Genomic DNA, 17,347 nt, shown 5'->3' on the forward strand with positions numbered 1-17,347 from the left:
GGCCTCCTTCGGCGGGCGGTTCACCCGCAGCGAGTAGTCTTCCTCCGTGCGTCTCGGAGTGCTCGACATCGGATCCAACACCGTCCATCTGCTCGCCGCCGACGTGCATCCCGGCGGCAGGCCGCTCGCGACCACGAGCGATCGCACCGTGCTGCGCCTCATGCGCTTCCTCACCCCCTCCGGCGCGATCAGCGAAGAGGGCGTGCAGGCCCTCGAGGCCTCGGTGCGGCAGGCGCGCGCCGTCGCGGCCCAGCAGCGCGTCGACGCCCTGCTCGCGACCGCGACGAGCGCCGTGCGCGAGGCGGCGAACGGCGCCGAGGTGATCGCCCGCGTCGAGGCCGCGCTCGGACAGCCGCTGCAGGTGCTCGACGGCGAGACCGAGGCGCGACTGACGTTCCTCGCGGTGCGCCGCTGGTTCGGCTGGGCCGCGGGGCAGATCCTGCTCTTCGACATCGGCGGCGGCTCCTTCGAGATGGCGGCGGGATCCGAGGAGCTCCCCGACATCGCCGCCTCCGTGCCTCTCGGCGCGGGGCGCTCGACCCTGATGTTCCTGCCCGAAGACCCGCCGGGTGAGGAGGCCGTGGAGCGCCTCAGGGAGCACGCGGCCGACGTGTTCGCGCCGGTCGCGGCGCGGTTCTCGACGCTCCCCCGCCCCGAGCACGTGGTCGGCTCGTCCAAGGCCATCCGGTCGCTCGCACGGCTCGTCGGCTATCAGACGCCCGGCTGGTCGGGATCGGAGCGGATGCTGCTGCCGCGTGCGTCGCTCGGATCCTGGATCCCCCGTCTCGCGCGCCTTCCCGCGTCCGCCCGGCAGGAGCTGCCCGGCATCACTCCCGACCGCACGTTCCAGATCGTGGCCGCGGCGGTCGTCCTGCACACCGCGATGACGGCCATGAAGGTGGAGGAGCTCGAGGTCTCGCCCTGGGCTCTTCGCGAGGGCGTGCTGCTGCGCTACATCGAGGATCGCGCGCGCGACGACGACGCCTGACCGGCCGCGTTCGCGGGGGGATCCGGATCCCCTACCCTGGTGTCATGAACGACGCGAGGGAGCCGGGGACACCGCGCGGCGAGGCGCCGAGGGGACTCACCCGACGAGAGCTGCGGCAGCGCCGCGAGGCGGCGGCGATCGCCGAGGGATCCGGGGCGCGGATGGATCCGGGTTCCGAGATCCGGACGGCCCCCGTGCCGGATCCGTCCGCGGAGCCGCGTCCCGCTTCCCCCGCCGAGGAGGCCCCTCGCCCACCCGGCGGCGTCTCGTTCGGCTCCCTCGCAGGCATGTTCACGGTGCCCGCCGAGGAAGCCTCCCCCCGTGCCACCGTGCTGACCGTGTGCACGGGCAACATCTGCCGCTCGCCGCTCGCGGAGTCGCTGCTGCGCGCCAGGCTCGCGGAACTCGATCTGCGCGTGCACAGCGCCGGCACGCAGGCGCTCACGGGCCACGGGATGACCGAGCCCGCCCAGCGGATCGCCGCGCAGCACGGGGCCGCCGCGGCCGTCACGGCCGCGCACCGCGCACGGCTGCTCACCGAGCCGCTGCTCGACGATGCCGACCTGATCCTGACCATGACCGCGGAGCAGCGCGACTACGCCGTGCAGATGCTGCCGCGGCGTCTGCACCGGATCTTCCCGGTCCGGGAGTTCGCCCGGCTCGCCGGAGGGGTCCCCGACGCGCAGGTGCGCGCGATCGCCGACGCCGCGGGATCCGATCCGCGCCGACGGCTGGTGGCGGTCGTCGAGTCGGTCGCGGAACGCCGGGGAGGCTCCGCCCCGAAGGGCGAGGACGTCATCGATCCCTACCGGCGATCGGACGAGGTCTACGAGCAGTCGGCCGCGCAGCTGGTGCCGGCTCTCGCCGAGGTGGAGCGCGTGATCCGCGCCGCCCTCGCGTAGTCCGGCCCCCTCCGCACCGCGGCGCCGCACGACACGAGGCGTCAACATTCGACCTGATGTATACCTAAGCGTCATAATGTTTGCGGGGGCGGGATTTCTTGTCGGCATCCGCACGTCCGAAAGGGCATATCTCGCCAGTGTCATCCCCAACACGTCTGCTCGAGTCCCACCTGGGCCTCACCTCGCATCATGCGGGCCTGATCAGCGCACGCACCTTCCGATCGATCTTCGTCACGGTCCATCGCCCGCACCGCCGGCATTGGACGTGGGACGACACGGAGGTCGGCGAGCCGTACGCGGTCGTGCTCTTCCCCAGCGGCGAGGGACCGGACGGATCCGCGCTGCCGATCGGGCAGTTCATGCCGCCGCAGACGGGTACGAGCATCGAGTGGGGCCTCGCGAACGAGGTGGTCGGGGTCTGGGTGCCCGTCGAGACGCTGCGCGACTTCATCCACGATGCGCCGTTGCGCCCCCTCGCGCTCGAGCCGACCCCCATGGTCCTGGCCTTCCGGGCGTTCACGCTCGCCCTCGCCCGCAACGTCGAGGACACCTCGTCGATCTCCCGCTACGCGATCGAGCGGCTGCTCGCCGAGATGGTGTTCGGCGCGCTGCTCGAGCTCTACTCCTCCGACCTGCCGGAACGCGGACAGGCGCCGCTCGTGGATCGCGCGCGCTCGGCGATGCTGGTGCACCGCGAGGATCCCCGGTTCACGATCGCGGAGCTCGCGACGGAGCTGCACGTGTCCCTGCGGCACCTGCAGCGCGCGTTCGCGAAGATCGGCACGACGCCCGGTGACGCCCTGCGCCACCTGCGCGTGGAGTTCGCCGAGTCGCTGCTGCGCAATCCCGACTACGCGGTGCTCACGATCGAGGAGATCGCGGCGCACTCGGGCTTCTCCAGCGCACTGCAGCTGCGTCGTGCCCTGCGCGCCGAGGGACTGCCGTCGCCGACCATGATCCGCCCCGCGCACTGAGCGTCCCGGCGGGACGGGCTCAGGGCTTCCGGTTCACGATCCCGGATTCGACCAGCTGGTCGAGCGCGGCCGCGACCAGCTCTCCGGGGTCTCCCGAGGCCGGCCGGCCGAAAGCGGCCACGACCTCGTCCACGATCTCGTCGACGCCTGCGCCCGTGCGCAGCGCGTCCCAGATCACGGGCGCGATGCCGTCCAGCACGTGCACCCACCGGTGCGCCAGCACGACGACGCGGTCACCGCACCGGATGGCGTCGGAGACCGGGGAGAGGTCGAAAGCGGGGTTCTCGCCGTCGACGGTCGCGGGCTCCCATTCCTCGTGCACACGGGCGTGATCGAGCAGCTCCGGCACGATCGGCGGCACGGTGGACGCGTCCGGGTACGTCAACCGCACGACGCCCCCGATGCGATCGCACACGGCGGCGAGCGTCTGCAGCGGACGAGGGAGCTCGGCGAGGTAGCTCATCTGCGGCGCGAGCTCCGCGATGGCCTCGGGGAAGGCCACCTGCTCGATGCTCGGCGCCGGGTGCTCCGCGTCGCGGGAGATGAGCACGAGAGCGGCGAGCCGCAGGGGCGCATCGGGCGTCGGCCTGAGGCCTGCGGAGTCCGGGGAGACCTGCTGCTTGGGCCTGCCTGTGCGCACCACGGACAGCGGCTTGCGGTACGGATGCACCGCGAGCTCGGGCTCCACCCCGATCGTCTCATCCGAGATGTAGCCGTGCCGGGCTCCGAGTGCGCGGCTGAGCGTCGTCTTGCCGCGTCCCGACGGCCCGACGAACGCGGCGACCCGTCCCGCCGGATCCGCGACGCCGCAGGCGTGGAACAGGAGCAGCTCGCCGCTGCGCTGCCCCAGCGCCGCAAGGGTCACCCGCACCGTGAGGGACTCCGCGAGCGCCTCGGGCTCGAGCTCGGCGTCGACCTGCACGCGGTCGTCGGGCTCGGCCGTCTCGTCGTACGGCAGCTCCGCGCCCTCCCAGGAGGCGCGGATCGCCTCGACGGTCGCGTCGTCCAGGTCGTCGGCGAAGGTCAGGCGGATGCGGGCGCCGAGGGCGCTGACATCGAGAGGCGTGCGCGCGTCGCGCGAGGGCGCGCTCGCCCCAAACGAGGTCACGCCGCCTCCGCGTCTCCTCGACGCCGGGGCTTGTCGCCGCGCACGGCGCCCGCCGGCAGCTCCTGGTCGTCGCCGCGATAGTACTCGCCGTGGTACTGGTACCCGTAGTACGCGGCACCGCTGCCGCGGCGCGGAACCCGGTTCAGCACGAGGCCGAGCGCACGGGCTCCGGCGCGCTCCAGGTTGCCGATGGCCTTGCCGAGCACCTCGAAGGTGGTCTTGCCGACCGTGCCCACGATGACGGCGCCGTCGGCGCTGTGCGCCAGCACAGCGGCGTCGGTGACGGGGATGAGCGGCGGGGCGTCGATGATGACGATCGCCTCGCGCGCGATCGACTTCAGCAGTTCGCGCATGCGGGCGGAGCCGAGCACCTCGCTCGGGTTCGGCGGAACCTTGCCCGCCGTGACGACGAGCAGCTGCCCGTTGCCGAAGCGCTGCGCCACCTCGGCGATCGTGGCGCGACCGGCCAGCACGTCCGAGATGCCGGCGCCGCGGGGCAGGCCGAAGACCGTGTCGATCATCGGGCGGCGCAGGTCGCCGTCGATGAGCACGACGGGCTGGCCGCTCGAGGCGAGCGTGACGGCGAGATTCGAGGAGATCGTCGACTTGCCGTCGCCGGGCAGCGGGCTCGTGACCACGATGATGCGCGGCGGGTTGTCGACGTCCATGTACTGCAGGTTCGTGCGCAGCTCGCGCATGGCCTCGCCGATGCCGAACAGATGCGCGCTCTCGCTCGAGCTGCTGGTGCCGCCGTCGAAGGGCAGCAGACGGTTGTCGGCCGTGAAGGTCTTCTCTTCGGGGATCGTGCCGACGACCGGCTTGCCGGTCTCGCGCTCGACCTGCTCGACCGAGCGGATCCGGCGGTCGAGCGTGTAGCGCAGCAGTCCGTAGCCGACGGCGATCGCGAGGCCCACCAGCGCGCCGAGCGCGAGCGCGAGCTTCGTGTTCGGCGACGACGGGGTGTCCGGCAGCCGCGCCGAGTCGATCGGGCTGAGGAAGACCGCGCCCTTCTGGTTCGGGTCGGACGTCTCGAGGCGGTTGACCTCCGCGCCCATCGACCGGACCCACGCCTCGGCGATGTCGCGCGCCTTCTCCGGCGTCGCGGCGTCGGCCGTGACCTTGAGCGTCGTGGTGTCGACCGTGTTCGTGACCGTGACCTGCTTGACGAGCTGGTCGGCGGAGACGCCCAGGCCGAGGTCCTTGATCACGCCGTCCGCCACCGCACGGGACTGGCCCAGCGCGACGTAGGTCTTGACCCGGCCCGCGGTCAGCGAGTTCCCGAGCATCGCGGAGCTGAGATTATTGCTGTCACCGGTGGCTCCGGCGGTGTTCGCCTGCACGATCGCGGAGGCGTCGGCGGTGTAGACCTTGGGCTGCAGCAGGGTCCATCCGAAGGCGACCGCGACGCCGAGGAGCGTGATGAGGACCATCCCGAGCCAGTGCGCACGGAACACCCGAAGATACTCACGCAGATCCATACGGGTGGTTCCCCCTCGCTCGGCTCACCCTGCGAGGGCGACAGTCAACGGCGTCTCGATGCTACCGGACGCGCCAACCCGGCCGCGACAGGCAGGATCGACCCGCTCGGACGGTCAGCGCCGCGCAGCGCTTCGCGGCCCGCGACCGGGCATGATGGACGCATGACCGATGACGCTCCCGTCTCCCGCCGCCCGCTCTGGCGCCGGATCACGGGCAGCTTCCTGTTCCAGCTGTGCGCGGCGTTCGTCGTGTTCGGGCTCATCCTGTCTTTCGTCGCCAAGCCCTACTGGGTGCCGTCCGGGTCCATGGAGGAGACGCTCCAGGTCGGCGACCGCGTGCTGGTGAACCGCCTCGCGTACCTGGGCGGTGCCACGCCGCACACCGGCGACATCGTCGTCTTCGACGCCGGCGAGGCCTGGGACGGCGGGGCGCGCGCGCCCTCGAACCCGCTCACCGCGGCGCTGCGCTGGATCGGAGAGGTCACCGGCTTCGGGCCGTCCGGTCCGCACACCCTCATCAAACGCGTGATCGCAGGCCCTGGGCAGACGGTGAGGTGCTGCTCCGCGGACGGCAGGCTCATCGTCGACGGCAAGCCGCTCGACGAGCCGTACGTCTTCCAGGACTTCGCGTTCCAGCCCGGAACGCTCGACTGCACGACGACCCCGGTGTCGCCCCGCTGCCTGCCCGAGGTGACCGTGCCCGCGGGCTCCTACCTCGTGATGGGCGACCACCGCTCGAACTCCTCCGACGGCGCGGCGCAATGCCGCGGACGCACCGACCCGGATGCGGGCTGCTGGCGATGGGCGCACTCGGCGGAGATCGTCGGGAAGGCCGTGGTGATCCTGTGGCCGGTCAGCCGGTGGTCCGGGCTGTAACCGCCCGACGGCGCACGATCAGCGGCTTGGGGCGGCCCGACACCGCTCCCATCAGCCACTCGACCGGCCCGGTGCCGACCAGGCGCCACCACAGCCAGGCCACCGCGAGCGGCACGAGCACCACGCTCGCCCAGGCGACCGGCAGGTTCGCGGTCGGCCAGCCGATCGACCTCGCCCAGAGCGCCACGATCCACACGTGCAGCAGATAGAGGCTGAGTGCCAGCTGACCCCAGCTGCGCAGGGGTGCGAACGTCCCGTCCACCACGGCGCTTCGCCGCGGCAGCTCCGCGAGCAGCACGATCGCCGCATAGGCGACGAACACGAGACCGACGTCGTGGAGCGTGTCGGGGTAGCTGCCCGACACGTCGGCGGGCTGGTGCAGGCCCTTCTCGAGGATCGGGCGCACGGCGTACGCGAAGGGGGCGATCGCGAGCATGGTCCACATCGTGCGGTCGCGGCGCAGTCCGCTCCGCAGCAGGAGGGCGCCGAGCAGGAAGAAGGGGAGCAGGTTCGTGAGCCGATAGGAGTGCCCCAGCACCGTCCAGTCGGCCAGCTGCTGCACCACGATGTGGGAGGAGAGGATCTGCGGGACCTGCCCGCGGGCCCACTCGTTGAGCGGCGCGCCGACCACCACGACGATCGCGAGCACGACCGCGAGCGCGCGCGATCCGAGCAGGAGCAGCGGCGCGCCGACGATCAGAAGCATGCCGAGGGCGGGCAGGACGATCACGACCCACGATCCCCAGGTCAGCATCCACAGGCCGAGCGCGATGAGCACGATCCCGCGGATCGCCTGCTGCAGCAGCGTCGTGCTGACGCGTCGGGACGAGTTCCACACGAGCTGCGCCGACATGCCCATGACCAGTGCGAACAGCGGGGAGGCGAGGTCGTTGACGTTGGCGATCGCGAACTTCACCGCCACGGGCAGGTGCGGGAGGAGGGGGTTCGCATGCGCGATCAGCATCGCGACGATCGCGACGCCCCGGAGCACGTCGGGGACGATGAGCCTCTCCGTGCGCGCGACAGCCATCCCGTTCCTCTCGTCGCCAGAAAGCTATCGCATCCCGGGCCGAGAAGACGGAGAACGGGGCGGATCCGGCGCCGGCCGCGCAGGATCCGCCCCGTTCGTCACGGGTGATCGAGGATCAGGGGCAGACGCATCCCGGAGGCGTGCCGTTGATCACGATGTGCACCGGGATCGGAGAGTGGTCGTGGTCCGACCCGTTGGCCGCATGCCCCCAGGTGATGTTGAAGTCGAACGAGCCGGTGACGTTCGCGCTGTTGCTCGACTGCGCCTGGAAGACGACATTGATCGTCGCACCAGGGTTGATCTGGATCGGCAGCGCGGGGAACGTCGACGGCGCGAGGTTGATACCCGTCGTGTTGTTCGTGATCGTGATCGCCGTGATCCAGATCGTCTTCGTCGGATCCGGGTTGTAGACCGTCGCGGGGACGTTGTATCCCTTGACGAACGACGAGCAGCTGTTGCCCGGCGACTTGCAGGCCGTCCCGGCATTGATCTGCGGCGGCGGTCCCGACACCGCGAACGCAGGGATCGGGGCGGCCAGCGCGACAGCCGGCACCGCCCAGGCCATGGCCTTGGTCACCGTACGGCGACTGACGCCCTTCGACTGTTCGACTTCAGACATGATAGGTCGCTCCTCCGGGTTGTCCCATCACCCGAATCCCCAGAAGACGACGGGTGAGCACGTCGGACCCGGCAAACTCCGTCGTGCACGAGAATTATCGCACAGCCGACGCGCCGGAGAAAGACCGATATGACGATTCGCGCGAGATGTGATATATCGATAGCTCACTCCTCGGCGAGCGGCTCTCCCGTCTCCGGATCGAATCGCATGTCGAGGCCCGACTCCTCGTGATCGTCCATCGCCAGCAGGACCACGGGCAGCCGCCACGCGGCGCCCAGCACGACGGGCCGAACGCTCTCGAGATCCTCGTCGTCGAAGGGCGCATCGGGTTCGGATCCGGGTGATGCGGTCGTGCCCGCCTCGCCGTCGACGTCTTTCTCCCGCGCCGGGGCCTCCGCATCCGGGCTCTCCGGCGTCCCGCCGCCTCCGCCCTCGTCAGCGGGCAGGACTGCACGCCGAGCACCGCCTCTCGCGTTCCTGAGCAACGCGCACTTCCCCTCTGCAGATCCCCTCCCCAGGGGCTCCGTCGCAGAACTCGGAAGCTCGCGACGGATCATGATCGCCGACGGCTTCGGGTTGCCGCGGCCCCTTCATTCAACGGGGAAAAGCTGGGAGCCGTCTTCACCCGCGTCGAAATCACCCCTGGCGTCACCCCCTGGCACCGGAGGAGCGGGCGACGCGATCAGAGGTAGCCGAGCTCCGTGGCACGCAGCACGGCCTCGCGCCCCGACGAGACGCCGAGCTTGCGGTACAGGGATCGTTGATGCGTCTTCACCGTGTTCACGGAGCGGAACAGCGAGGATGCGATCTGCTCCCTGGTCTCGCCGCGGGCGAGGCCCGCCAGCACGTCGAGCTCGTGGGTCGTGAGACGGGGATCGTCCAGAACACCAGGACGCACGGCCGCCGCATCGGGGGCACGAAGGCCGGGGACGAGGTCGCCGAGGGTGCCGAGCAGACGCGGGGAGAGCATGCGGAGCACCGCGACCTCGTGCTGCCCCGATTCGAGATTCAGCAGGCTCATGCGCTCGACGGCCGCGGCGGCGGCGAGCGCGTTCCCGCTGCGGTGCTGGGCCAGGGCGAGGAGCATCGTGCGCTGGCGATCGGCCTGCCGCAGGCCCGCGGTCTGCGGTGCGGCGGCGTTCAGGTCGGCGATCGCGGTCTTGGTCGCGCCCGAGGCGATGCGGATGAGGTCGAGCACGACGCGGGACGGCCAGCTGAGGTCCGTGACCGTGCGGGACTCCTCCCTCGCCTTCGGGATGTTGCCGCTCAGCAGCGAATCGAGGGCGAGCAGCGACTGCGGCACCGAACCGGGAAGGCCGGACGATCCCGCGCCGAGACCGGCGAAGCGCAGGGCTTCGATGCGCTCCCGGCTGTCGACCCGGCGGTCGGCGAGCACCCCGGCCCGGTGCAGGGCGAGGAGCTGCAGCGGCCAGATCTCCCCCATCCGCCCGTACGTGAGCTGAAGGATCTCGGCGAACGAGCGCTCCGGCTCCCCCTCTCGGAGGAACGCCTCCAGGAACCGCTGCTCCGCATCCAGCCGAGGCTCGACCCAGCTCGGCGACCGCTCCAGGCCCTGGGCCTCGGTGAGGTGCGCCGCGGCGGCGTCGGGCGTCCCGTAGATCCCGTGGATCAGGGCGGAGCGGAGGTGGGCTTCGCGCAGGAGGAAGGTCAGGTCGGTCGCCGACTGCACGCAGAGCGTCCGCTGGTACAGCGCGAGAGCCTCCCGGAATCGTCCGGACAGCGCGGCCGTCAGCGCGGTCTGATTCAGGATCAGGCTGCGCACGCCCCGGGTGGCGTCCACGAGCGTGGGATCCGTCTCGGTGATCTCGGGCATCCCCCGCAGCACCTCGAAGGCGGTCTCGAGATCTCCGCTGTGCCGCGCCTGCCACCCCTCCATCAGCGCCATCCATCGCCGCAGATGCGGAGGCAGATCGTCCCTGCGTCCGACCGAGAACCCGGAGGGATCCTGCAGCACCCCCGGCGCGAGCAACCGCGAGGCGAGAGCGGCCTCGGGGCTGAGCCGCAGGCGATCCGGCGGAAGATCCGAGATCATCCGCGCGAGATCGTCGGGGGGCACGGTGAACCACAGCTCGATCGAGCGCGTGGCCATGAGGCGGATCAGCTCGTCCGCATCACCGGCGAGCCAGGCCGCCGTGGCTCGCCCGGCGATGTCTCGCACTGCCCCTCACCCCATTCACGGCCCGCAGGGGCCGTGACGCCGAGCATACCCACGGCTCCCGGATCTGTCGCGCACGGCGCGGGAGACGCCCGCGATCGCGCGTCGTAGGTTCCCGTCGCGCACACCGCTCCCGCGTGTGACGATGGTCGCGTGCGCCTGGTCTACGTCTCCCCCGGCTCCCTCGACGCGAAGGCCGTCGAGGGGCTCTCCGAGTTCGCGGCGACGTGGCAGGGCGAGGTCGTCGCTCTGGCCCCCGATTCCGGCGTCGCATCCCCCGACGGCGTGCGGGTCGTCACCGACCCCGCGCCCTCCGCCGCCTCCGTGCGGGCTCTGGCCCCCGATGTCGTGCTCGCGCTGCACCGCCCGGAGTTCGCATGGCTGACCGAGGTCGCGCCCACCGTCTTCACCGCCGAGTTCGATCGTCGGATCCGCACCGACCAGCAGCGGGTCACGGCCGGCGGCGCGGTCGACCGCGCCCGGATCGCGCTCGGACAGGTCCGCCGCGAGCGGCGGTACCGGGCGATGGCCGCGGCCGCGGCCGGCCTGCAGTGCAACGGCCACGCGGCCTGGGACGCGTACGCGGGACTGAACCGCGCCCCCCTGCCGTTCCGCGACCACCGGATTCGGCGCGCAGACCTGGCGCTCGCGCGCCGCAGGAGCACCTGGAACGGCGATCGGCCGCTGCGCGTGGCGTTCTCCGGGCGCATCACGGCCGTCAAGGGACCCGCCACGGTGCTGGACGTCGCCGCGCGCCTGCCCGAGGTGCAGTTCGTGCTCCTCGGCGACGGCGACCAGCGCGCCGCGCTCGAGAGCAGCGCCCCGGGGAACGTCCTTTTCGCCGGCTTCCTCCCGTTCCGCGAATGGACCGCGTTCATGCGGGACGAGGTGGACGTGGCGCTCCTGCCGTATCCGCAGGGCGATCCGTCCTGCACCTACTACGAGGCCCTGGGCTGCGGCGTGCCCGTCGTCGGCGTCCGCAACACCACCTGGACGCGGCTCGCAGACGAGGAGGGGCTCGGCTGGGCGGAACGGGACGCGCAGGCGCTCGCCGACCGGATCCGAACGCTGGACCCAGGGCGGCTCGATGCCGTGCGGGCGCATGCCCTCGACGGGTTCGAGTCCTTCGAGTCCGTCGCCGCCCGCCGGGTGGCGCACCTGGCCGAGGTCGCGGCACGGGCAGGCACCGGGGCCTGACCGCCGCGCCCGTGCGCCGGCGACGGCCGCTAGCTCCTGGGGCGTCCGCGGCCGATCCTGCGCACCCCGTCGCGCATCCGCTTCCCCGCCGAGACGATCCGAGGGAATCGCACCCGCAGGCGCTCGAGCGCCGCATATCGGAAGCGCAGATCCGCGATCTGGTCGTGCTGGTCGAAGATGAAGCGGAACAGGTCCTCCGCATGGTCCGCATACGCCTGGGTGCTGTTGCGGAAGATCTGGGAATGCGCGGCGATGAGGTCCTCGCGATCCATGCTCGAGTTGACCGAGGAGCCGTCGGCGCCGATGCGATAGAAGAACCGCACCGCGTCGATGCGATGCGGCTCACCACCGCGCGCCAGCACCCGCATCACGAAATCGTGATCCTCCCGGCCGCGACGCATCGACTCGTCATACCCGCCGATCGCCGCCCAGTCCGCGCGCCGGAACAGCGCCGAGGGGAAGATCTGGTTGTGGACCAGGAACCCGGTCCAGGAGAAGTCGGGGAGCCGCCAGGGGCCCGTGTACCGCCCGAAAAGCTCTGCGCGCGCGTAGACGAGCGGGACGTCGGGACGCTGCTCGAGCAGGTCGACGGCCTCGGCGATGTAGGTGGGAGCGATCCGGTCGTCGCTGTCCACGGGCATGAAGTAGCGGGCGTCGCTCGCGGCGATGCCCGCGTTGCGCGCCGCCGAGGGTCCGGAGTTGTCCTGCCGGATGACCCGCACCCGGCCGTCCTCGCGGAGCGCGTCGAGCACGCGCAGCGTGAGGGGGTCCGTGGAGCCGTCGTCGACGACCACGATCTCGAGAGCCGGGTGCGTCTGCGCGAACACGGATTCCAGGGTTTCGGTCAGGGTCGCGCCGGAATCGAAGACAGGGATCACGACGGCCACGCGCGCCGTCTGATCCGCCGTCATGCGCCGCTCCCTCTCTTCTGCGGTGGAGACATCGTACCCGTGACGATCCCTCGTCCTCGTGCGCGGATCCGCTGCAGGGGTGCTCACTATGCTGTGAGCGTGCGCACCCCCAGCGATCACCGGCACGGAGCGCGCTCGCCGTCGCGAGGTGAGGCGCCGGGCGGGCCGCGGGTCGTGATCGTCGCGCAGGAGGCGCCGACGCTGCGGGCGGACAACGCCGGGGCCGCGTATCTGATGAGGATCGTGCGCGAGCTGCGCGACGGCGGGGCCGCGGTCACCGTGATCGTCCAGGATTCGCCGGAAGGGCGCAGGGCCCTCGCGGAGGCCGACGGGTACGGAGTGGTCCTGCTGCCCCCGGCGGCGCCGCTGAGGGGCCTACGGGCCTCCATGAGCAGCGTCACCCGTCGCCTCGCGCCGATCAGGGCCCCGCGCGGATTCCTGACCACGATCAGGAGCGATCCCGGCGCCAGGGCGGCGCTGGCGTCGGCAGAGGTGCTCGACGTGCAGTGGCCGACGATGGCGGCGCTGCTGCCGGCGCTGCGCCGCGATGCCCCCGGCGCCCGCCGGATCGCGACCCTGCACGACGTCGCCAGCCAGGGCCTGCGCCGGCAGAGGCGGCGGAGCGGATCCTGGCGCGCGGGGGTGCGCTTCGGGACCGCGACGGTCCTCGCCCGGCGGATCGAGGCACGCGCTGTGGCGCTCGCCGATGCGACCATCGTGTTCAGCGAGAAGGATCGTGCGCTGCTGCCGCGGTCGGAGCGGATCGAGGTGGTGCTCCCGCCGCTCGCCGCTGTTGCGGCCCCTTCGGCGACGGAGAGCCCGTCGGGCGATGCACCGCCGTTCGCGCTGTTCGTGGGGCCGATGCACCGCGGGGAGAACCGCGAGGCGCTGCAATGGTTCACCGACCAGGTGTGGCCGCGCGTGCGGGCCCGGGTGCCCGATGCCGAGCTGCGGGTGGCCGGGCGCGCGACCGACGCCCAGCGCGCCGAGTACGGGGCGACGCCGGGGGTCCGGATGCTCGGGTTCGTGGACGACCTCGACACGCTGTATGCGAGCGCCGCCGCGGTCGTCGCCCCGCTCTGGGTGGGCGCCGGCGTGAAGTTCAAGGTCGTCGAGGCGCTCGTGCGGGGCGTTCCCGTCGTGGGCACCGCTGTCGCGTTCGAGGGGATCGGCGATGCCGAGCACATCCCGGAGGCGCAGGAGACCGCCGCCGGGTTCGCGGACGCGCTGGTCGAAGCGCTGCGAGATCCGGCTGTCGCCCGCCGGGCCGCGGACCCCTGGCGGAGGTGGGCGACCGAGACCTATTCCGAGCACGCATTCGCCCGCCGGGTCGCCGGTCTCTACGGGCTCACGGGGTCGGGCGGAACCGAGCCCCTCGCAGAGCCGGCGGCACCCGCCGCCGCGGGATCCGCGAATCCTCCGCTCGCGACGGTCGTCATTCCGGTGCGCGACGGCGAGCACGGCATCGCGCGGCAGCTCGCCGCGCTCGCGCGCCAGGACGTCGCTGGAGGGCTCGAGGTCGTGATCGCGGACAACGGGTCCCGCGACCGCACGGCTCAGGTGGCACGGGCGTTCCGCGGCGACTTCGCCGATCTGCGCGTGATCGACGCGGGCACCAGGATCGGTGTGAACCACGCGCGCAACGCGGGGATGCTCGCCGCGAGCACCGAGGCCGTGCTGCTGTGCGACCACGACGACGAGGTGCGCGACGGCTGGGCGCGCGCGATGCTGCAGGCCCTCGCATCGGCTGATCTCGTCGGAGGCCGGCTCGTCCACGTCGAGGACCACGACGGCCGCGCGGTCGCCGCGGTCGAGCCCGCCGGGCTGGGCTCCGTGCTGGGGCACCTGCCGTACGCGACCGGAGCGAACCTCGGGGTGCGCAGATCGGCCGCGCTCGGCATCGGCGGGTTCGACGAGAGCTTCCGCCGCGGCCATGACGAGGTCGACTTCAGCTGGCGCCTGCAGCACGCCGGCGGGACGATCGCGTATGCGCCGGCCGCCGTCGTGTCCTACCGCCAGCGGTCGACCCTCTGCGGTCGCGCGCGGCAGTACTATCACTCGGCGCGGACGAGGGTGCTGCTGTGGATCCGTCATCGCGACGACGCGGAGCTCGACGCGCTGTCCGCCCGCGGGGCGTTCGGCGACGTGTTCCGGGCCTGGCGCCACGTACCGGAGTTGTTCCGGCCCGAGAAGCGCGACAACGCGGCGCGCGCGCTCGGATGGGCATGGGGAACCCTGGACGGGCACGTGCGGTACCGGCTGCTCGGAAGGCCCCCGGAGTCGCGGATGATCGCCCCGGAACTGCTCGCGGCCATGACCTCAGCCGCCTCCGCGGCACCGGATGCCGAGGAGGCGAACGACGCGCCGGTCATCAGCGTGATCATCCCGGTGTTCGACGGGGCCGCCACGATCGGGCAGCAGCTCGCCGCGCTGGATACGCAGATCGATGCGCCGTCTTTCGAGGTGATCGTGGTCGACAACGCGTCGACGGACGACACGGCGGCCATCGCGCGCGCGACGGTCCTGCGTCGCGCGCGGCTCCGGCTCGTGTCGGCTGCCGAGCGAGGAGCCTCGTTCGCACGCAACGTCGGCGCCGCGCACGCCCGGTCCGATCTGCTGATGTTCTGCGACGCCGACGACGTGGTCTCCGCGCACTGGGTCGATCACGGCTACCGGAACTTCGCGTCGGCACGGCTGTGGAGCGGCTGGGTGGTGCCAGCCGCGGCCGAACTCTTCGAAGGCGGCGTCGAGGCCGCGCGCCAGGTGCTCGACGAGGGCGACGGCGCCCCCTGGCATGCGCCGCAGCCGCGCACCGACACCCCGTTCCCCATGCTGCAGGGCGGCAACTTCGGCATCACCCGCTCCCTCTTCTTCGAGCTCGGAGGGTTCGACCAGTCGCTGCCGTCGTCGTTCGAGGACCTCGACCTCGGGTACCGCGCCCGCCGCCGCGGGGTCGAAGTCGCCTTCGCCAAGGACACCCGCCTCGCCTACCGGCTGCGCGCGCAGGGCTCCGAGATCGCCGTCCGCCAGGTGCGGATGGCGCAGGCGAAGGTGCTGATCGCGACCAGGTACGGCGTGCAGGCGGAGGTCGCGGATCCGCCCTGGCCTGCGCTCGCGCTGCGCCTCGCCGGCGCGGCCGTGCGCATGCCCGCGCGTCCGCGCGCCGAACGCGACTGGCCCGGTCTCGCCGGCCGTGCCCTGTTCGTCTGGGGCGTGTTCTCCGGCACCGTGCGCTATCGGTACCTCCGTCTGCTCCCCCGTCCACGGCTCGGAGCGGGACTGTCGGCGCGCGCGACGGCGAGCCCGTCCCGTTCCCGGAGGAGCGCATGACCAGGGCCGCCCGTATGCGGTCGGCACTGAGGGCGCACGCGCTGGTGCCCCTCGGGCGCCTCTTCGGCGCGCCCCGCGTGCAGCTCACCTCCCCCCTCACCGGCGCCGGCAACCACCTCTACGACTGGCTGTGGGCGTACCGGCACGACCGGCCAGGATCCCCCGCGCGCGTGCAGCACCAGCCGAGCATGGACCCCTGGCTGGCGGAGTTCCCCCTGCTGGGCGGACTGACGATTCCGCTCGCCGAGGCACCGCGCCTCGTCGCCGACTTCCGGGGCTCGCACGAGGACATGTTCGGGCAGCACTTCACCCGTGCCGAGGTGGACGGATTCTGCCGCGCCCTGGTGGCGTCGTCGTCGTCCTTCCGCGAACGGCTGTCTCGGGCGGAGGACGAGATCGGACCTGGTGCCGTCGTCGTCAACGTGCGCCGGGGCGACTACTACGCGCACGACTTCCTGCGGGCCGCCTACGCCCTCGACATCGAGGGCTACGTCGGCGCCTCCCTGCGCGAGCTGCGGCGACGGAGGATCCCGGCGGACCAGGTCGTGATCGTCTCCGACGACGTCCCCTGGTGCGTGCGCCATCTGCCCGCCGTCGTGGACCTGCCGCTGCGCGCTCTCGCTCACCGCACCTCAGCGCTCGACGACTTCGCCGCGCTCGCGGCCGCCCGCACTCTCGTCCTCGCCAACTCGACGTTCTCGTTCTGGGGCGCGCACGTCGCGACGGCGCTGCGTCCCGACACCGTCGTGCTCGCGCCGCCCTATCACCTCATCGACGACGGCGTGCCCGACCGGAAGCGGTTCGACCCCGCATGGCAGGTGATCCGCCCGTGAGCACGCCCGAGGTGTCGGTGATCCTCTGCGTGCGCAACGGCGCCACCACGATCCTCCGCCAGCTCCGCGCCCTCGACGCGCAGCAGGAGGCGCCGTCGTTCGAGATCCTCGTCGTCGACAACGGCTCTACGGACACCACGGCGGAGATCGTCGAGGCCTGGCTGAGCGATGCAGGACGGCCCGCCGTGCCGGCCCGCCTCGTCTCCGCCCCCGACCGGGCACACATCCCCTACGCCCGCAACCGCGGTGCGATCGCCTCGCTCGGCCGGATCCTGGCGTACTGCGACGCCGACGACGAGGCCGATCCGTTCTGGCTCTCTGCGCTGACCGGATGCCTCGACCAGGACGGGATCGCCGGAGGCCGGATCGCGGCGCGCACGGCCGAGGGGGTCGAGCAGGCCGGCGTCTTCCCCGATGCGCTGGTCGCCACGCACTACCTGCCGCATGCGGGCAACGCGAACCTCGCCCTCACCCGTGACTGCTTCATCGCGATCGGCGGCTACGACGAGTCGCTGCCGCGATACGGCTACGAAGACGTGGATCTCTCCTGGCGCGCCCAGGAGCAGGGGTTTCCGATCGGATACTGCGGCGGGGCGGTCATGAACTTCACCCTGTCATCGAGATCCGCTGCGGTGCGCAAGCAGTTTCTGATCGCCCAGGGCAGGGTGCTGATCTCGCTGCGCCACCCGGCCGCGTATCAGCCGTTCACACTCGGCGGATGTCTGCGGGTGCTCGGCGGCAGGCTCGTCGCCTTGCCGTACCGCCTGGTGCGCCCTGGCCCGCACCGCCGGAGCCGCCATCTGGCGTGGGTGGTGAACGCGTTCGGCAACCTCGCCGGCTGGTGGACCTACGTGCACCGGGGGCGCGCCGCGGATCCGATACTGCTCGCGCCCTCGGACTTCGCCGGCCCTGCGGCCGCCTGAGA

General features: G+C 72.0%; 15 protein-coding genes. 8 read left to right on the forward strand and 7 right to left on the reverse strand.

Annotation, left to right across the window (positions count from 1 at the left end; translation table 11 throughout):
- Window positions 1-46 precede the first annotated feature (46 nt).
- The 3 genes from ACIPY5_RS12805 to ACIPY5_RS12815 all read left to right on the forward strand — a co-directional run bounded on the left by ACIPY5_RS12805 (window position 47) and on the right by ACIPY5_RS12815 (window position 2,864).
- Window positions 47-988, forward strand: coding sequence for a Ppx/GppA phosphatase family protein (locus ACIPY5_RS12805; protein ID WP_400971319.1), 942 nt, complete (start codon window positions 47-49; stop codon window positions 986-988).
- A 44-nt stretch (window positions 989-1,032) separates the two neighbouring features.
- Window positions 1,033-1,890 (forward strand): hypothetical protein, encoded by an 858-nt coding sequence (locus tag ACIPY5_RS12810; protein WP_400971321.1) that lies wholly within the window; start codon window positions 1,033-1,035, stop codon window positions 1,888-1,890.
- 137 nt (window positions 1,891-2,027) lie between these two features.
- Entirely contained in the window at window positions 2,028-2,864 is an 837-nt protein-coding gene (locus ACIPY5_RS12815) for an AraC family transcriptional regulator (RefSeq protein ID WP_309357187.1), read from the forward strand.
- Between the two features lie 19 nt (window positions 2,865-2,883).
- Here ACIPY5_RS12815 and ACIPY5_RS12820 read toward each other — a convergent pair whose 3' ends face one another.
- Both ACIPY5_RS12820 and ACIPY5_RS12825 read right to left on the reverse strand, forming a co-directional pair.
- Entirely contained in the window at window positions 2,884-3,972 is a 1,089-nt protein-coding gene (locus ACIPY5_RS12820) for a hypothetical protein (protein ID WP_400971324.1), read from the reverse strand.
- The gene (locus tag ACIPY5_RS12825) at window positions 3,969-5,450 is read right to left on the reverse strand and encodes a polysaccharide biosynthesis tyrosine autokinase (protein ID WP_400971326.1); all 1,482 of its coding nucleotides are present in this window, start codon (window positions 5,448-5,450) and stop codon (window positions 3,969-3,971) included. The genes ACIPY5_RS12820 and ACIPY5_RS12825 overlap by 4 nt, the downstream gene beginning before the upstream one ends.
- A 162-nt stretch (window positions 5,451-5,612) precedes the next feature.
- Between ACIPY5_RS12825 and lepB the strand changes: the two genes are divergently transcribed.
- Window positions 5,613-6,326, forward strand: a complete 714-nt coding sequence (gene lepB / locus ACIPY5_RS12830; protein ID WP_400971328.1) for a signal peptidase I — start codon at window positions 5,613-5,615, stop codon at window positions 6,324-6,326.
- Here lepB and ACIPY5_RS12835 read toward each other — a convergent pair.
- From ACIPY5_RS12835 to ACIPY5_RS12850, 4 genes are all read right to left on the reverse strand, one after another.
- On the reverse strand, window positions 6,304-7,356 hold the full coding sequence (locus tag ACIPY5_RS12835; protein ID WP_400971330.1) for an acyltransferase family protein: 1,053 nt from the start codon (window positions 7,354-7,356) through the stop codon (window positions 6,304-6,306). The genes lepB and ACIPY5_RS12835 overlap by 23 nt on opposite strands.
- A 115-nt stretch (window positions 7,357-7,471) precedes the next feature.
- Window positions 7,472-7,975, reverse strand: a complete 504-nt coding sequence (locus ACIPY5_RS12840; protein ID WP_400971332.1) for a hypothetical protein — start codon at window positions 7,973-7,975, stop codon at window positions 7,472-7,474.
- A gap of 164 nt (window positions 7,976-8,139) precedes the next feature.
- Window positions 8,140-8,460, reverse strand: a complete 321-nt coding sequence (locus tag ACIPY5_RS12845; protein WP_400971334.1) for a hypothetical protein — start codon at window positions 8,458-8,460, stop codon at window positions 8,140-8,142.
- 197 nt (window positions 8,461-8,657) lie between these two features.
- Entirely contained in the window at window positions 8,658-10,154 is a 1,497-nt protein-coding gene (locus ACIPY5_RS12850; RefSeq protein WP_400971336.1) for a response regulator transcription factor, read from the reverse strand.
- A 150-nt stretch (window positions 10,155-10,304) separates the two neighbouring features.
- Here ACIPY5_RS12850 and ACIPY5_RS12855 point away from each other — a divergent pair, with 150 nt between their 5' ends.
- Window positions 10,305-11,348, forward strand: coding sequence for a glycosyltransferase (locus tag ACIPY5_RS12855; protein ID WP_400971338.1), 1,044 nt, complete (start codon window positions 10,305-10,307; stop codon window positions 11,346-11,348).
- A 29-nt stretch (window positions 11,349-11,377) separates the two neighbouring features.
- Here ACIPY5_RS12855 and ACIPY5_RS12860 read toward each other — a convergent pair whose 3' ends face one another.
- On the reverse strand, window positions 11,378-12,259 hold the full coding sequence (locus ACIPY5_RS12860) for a glycosyltransferase (RefSeq protein WP_400971340.1): 882 nt from the start codon (window positions 12,257-12,259) through the stop codon (window positions 11,378-11,380).
- Between the two features lie 99 nt (window positions 12,260-12,358).
- Here ACIPY5_RS12860 and ACIPY5_RS12865 point away from each other — a divergent pair, with 99 nt between their 5' ends.
- Genes ACIPY5_RS12865 through ACIPY5_RS12875 form a run of 3 tightly spaced genes read left to right on the forward strand, consistent with a single transcriptional unit; the run spans window position 12,359 to window position 17,345 of the window.
- Window positions 12,359-15,589, forward strand: coding sequence for a glycosyltransferase (locus tag ACIPY5_RS12865; RefSeq protein WP_400971342.1), 3,231 nt, complete (start codon window positions 12,359-12,361; stop codon window positions 15,587-15,589).
- Window positions 15,586-16,422: an alpha-1,2-fucosyltransferase gene (locus tag ACIPY5_RS12870; protein ID WP_400971344.1), complete on the forward strand. Its 837-nt coding sequence runs from the start codon at window positions 15,586-15,588 to the stop codon at window positions 16,420-16,422. The genes ACIPY5_RS12865 and ACIPY5_RS12870 overlap by 4 nt, the downstream gene beginning before the upstream one ends.
- Complete coding sequence (locus tag ACIPY5_RS12875; RefSeq protein ID WP_400971346.1) at window positions 16,419-17,345, forward strand: glycosyltransferase family 2 protein; 927 nt, start codon at window positions 16,419-16,421, stop codon at window positions 17,343-17,345. The genes ACIPY5_RS12870 and ACIPY5_RS12875 overlap by 4 nt, the downstream gene beginning before the upstream one ends.
- Window positions 17,346-17,347: the final 2 nt, after the last annotated feature.

Origin of the sequence: Microbacterium sp. NPDC089698 (assembly GCF_044749045.1) — a bacterium.
Taxonomy (GTDB): domain Bacteria; phylum Actinomycetota; class Actinomycetes; order Actinomycetales; family Microbacteriaceae; genus Microbacterium.